Origin of the sequence: Mesorhizobium sp. M7A.F.Ca.CA.004.04.2.1 (assembly GCF_004022825.1) — a bacterium.
GTDB lineage: Bacteria > Pseudomonadota > Alphaproteobacteria > Rhizobiales > Rhizobiaceae > Mesorhizobium.
The window spans coordinates 1-2782 of record NZ_RZPH01000678.1; the positions used below are offsets into that span (position 1 = coordinate 1).

At 57.1% G+C, this 2782-nt stretch carries 3 protein-coding genes; 1 reads left to right on the forward strand and 2 read right to left on the reverse strand.

The genetic code is table 11. The features are described 5' to 3' along the window. Nucleotides 1–147: 147 nt before the first annotated feature. Nucleotides 148–894, reverse strand: coding sequence for a helix-turn-helix transcriptional regulator (locus tag EN893_RS25075; protein WP_164748915.1), 747 nt, complete (start codon nt 892–894; stop codon nt 148–150). 282 nt (nt 895–1176) lie between these two features. Between EN893_RS25075 and EN893_RS25080 the strand changes: the two genes are divergently transcribed. Beyond that, nucleotides 1177–1911 carry a hypothetical protein gene (locus tag EN893_RS25080; RefSeq protein ID WP_127272720.1) on the forward strand — a complete coding sequence of 245 codons (735 nt, stop codon included), beginning with the start codon at nt 1177–1179 and terminating at the stop codon, nt 1909–1911. Between the two features lie 98 nt (nt 1912–2009). Here the strand turns inward: EN893_RS25080 and EN893_RS25085 are convergent. Further along, a partial coding sequence (locus EN893_RS25085; protein WP_164901085.1) for an esterase-like activity of phytase family protein occupies nt 2010–2782 on the reverse strand: 773 nt, incomplete at its 5' end.

A 2782-nucleotide genomic window follows, 5' to 3' on the forward strand; every position in this document is an offset into this window, starting at 1 on the left:
AAAAAAATTTTCTTCGTCATGCCTGAGACCATAGACTGTGTTGGTTAATCATTTCCTAATTTCGTATTACGCCGCCGTTAGCGCTTGAGAGAGCTCGTGGATGTCCCAGGTTTGATGATACCTCAATCCAGCTCAGCTAGATTGGAACTAAAAAGGTATCTCGTCGTCCAAAGGCTTCTTGTCGTTTTCGGTCGACGCGTCCGAGAGCGGCTTTGTTGGGACAAAGATGTCATTGGCCTTAGTCGTGATCCGGTCGCCCTGGCCGGAATGGGCTACAATCACGCGACAGATAGTGACCAGCTCGTACGGGGTCCGGCTGGAGATGAACATTTCACCGTGATCACCATCCCACGTCGGAACTTGAGTCCGGGCGGTGTAGGTGCCCGCATAAAAAGCGATTCCCCATCCTTCGAGTTGTCTGAGCTGCTCGCCTACCTCCACTGCCGCCTTCAATCTTTCCGACAGCGGAAATGACAGTCGCTGATGCGGCCGTTCCCAAGGCTGAGGCATAAGCGACTCGAGCTTCGTGATGACCGCTGACAGGGCCTCGATGTTCTCTGATGTCGGCTCAGCTTCGCACGAGATCGTTCCCTCATAGCTGTCACGCACAATATTCATCAACATCATGCCGGACCTGATCCGATTTAGTACCACAAGGCTCTTTGCGTCGAGATTGTCGATGTCTTCGTGGCGGGCGCCGTTGACGATAATGTTGGCGACAAGCACGCCCAGTGCAGCAGCCAGGCTCGACAGAGTCTCCATCTGCAGCCGTGTTCCTTGCTCGGCACGCTGGACGGTACGTCTGTCGACTCGGCTCATAGCGGCCAGCTTGTCCTGGGTCATGCCGGCCGCTTCCCGCAGTTCCCTGATTTTGGCGCCGTTCGACATCGTCATTTGCTTTTCCATGTCGCTACTATCTCATTCATCGAGCGACAGTGCTACGCCATGGTAGCGACAGGCGTGCCCATCGAGAAAGTCGCTTTGCGACAGCCTCACTGTGACGCAAGATTTCAGTGCGGCTTGTGCGCGACTCAATCAGGTCGCTTTGTCTGCACGCGGATTCTACGGGGCGTTCGGATGAACCTGCTATGTGTTGGCCGGTTGCTGCAACTCAAGCTATGAGAGGCAAGGCACGATGTGGTTATGCTAGTGCCGCAGATGGGGATGGGGACGGCTATGCCAATACGCAAGGTTTGGCGCGATTGGTTTGGCGAATTTCTAGGAAGCGTCGATGTGTTGGAACTCGACAAGATCGACTTGTGTGACGCTGAGCACGCTGAAAGAAAGTCTGCAGCGCTGGCACTCTTGGCTCGGCTGCTTTCCGAAACGCAGTCGGCATTAGTTCTAGTTGATGCTGGCAGAGATTTGGCATTTCGATCGACCTGCCGCTCAGCGATCGAATGCTCGGTGCATTTGTTTCTGGCTGAGACCGAGGACGGATACATCGATCTCTTGCGATCTGACGACGAGGTCAGTCGGCGATCACGTGCCAAGAAATTCATGGCGAACGGCAGAGGAAAGCTTGCAAAAGAAGCGGAAAAGCACTTGCAAGAGTTCTTGAGGAGAAGTGCCGGGGCAAAGGGGAGGTTCCAAATTTCCGACATACAGACGCCCTTTCCCAGGCAGACCCATGTCTACCGGGAAATATCCGCTGACGCGGCGCATGTGACCTGGACCTCGCTCGTTCGACATCTCCATGAAATTCGACCTGGTTGGATTGAGCTGAAGATCGAACCGTCGATCACCGAAAGCGAACTTGAGGAGGCGGCCTCGATCCTGGCGTTCTCTTTGCTGTCAGGAATGAAGTCTCTTCTGAATCTTGTTCCAGCGTTGGAAGATAAATTCGATCTAGAGACGGTTTTCGAGGCTTACAAGAAAATATACCTGAGTGGAAAACCAAAACTCGCGTAAAAGTAGGAGGCCCGCTCTACCGTTTCCGGGAGCGGGCCTTTTGGTTGATGGTGCCATCCAGGCGGACGCGCCAAGCGCGCCCGTCCGTGCAGTGGTCGTTACTTCTTGGCCAAACCCGGCAGCGTGACCTGATAGACTAGGAACATGGTGTCGACATTGGCGCCGTCTTCGGCCTTGTAGGGCGCGCCGACCTGAAAACCGTCCTGGGCGAGGAAGTCGTTGTCGTTGGCGACGAACAGGAAGTAGTCGTCGGGCAGCTTCGCATCGAGCACGCTGACCACCGACATCGCCTCCCACTTCTCGGACAGGTTATCCTGGTCATTGGGCGCGCCATTGTGCAGGCCGAAGCGGCCGAGCTCGGCACTGTCGTTGATGTCGATGAATGGCGTCAGCTTGGCCGGTGTCACCGATGGGTCGACGACGCCTTTGGGGGCGACCGGCCTGTCAGCGCCGTCGAAGGCGCCGCCGGCGATGTCGGTCGCGGTGGATAGGTCGACGACGTTGACCTGGCGATAGAGCGAGGCGTCGCCCTTCAGGCCCTGGCCGTTGCCGCTGTCGCGCGCCAGCATCAGGAAGCTCTTGTCGGAGAGTGCCACGATCTCGCTCTGCGCGGCGACCTTGGTCTTGCCCTTGGCATCCTTGAACACCGGCAGCGGCACGACATATTCGTGCGCCAATTTGAGATGGGCGAGGTCGGACGTGTCATAGACCAGCGCCCTGGTGTTCTGGCGGGTCGAGCCGGAATCGCCGCCGTCCTGCCTGGCCGCCGACTGCAGCACGGCGATCAGGAACTTGCCGTCGGGCGTCATCGCCATGCCTTCGAGGCCTTGATTGTTCTGGCGGCCGGTGTCGGGATCCTTCGGATCGGGCT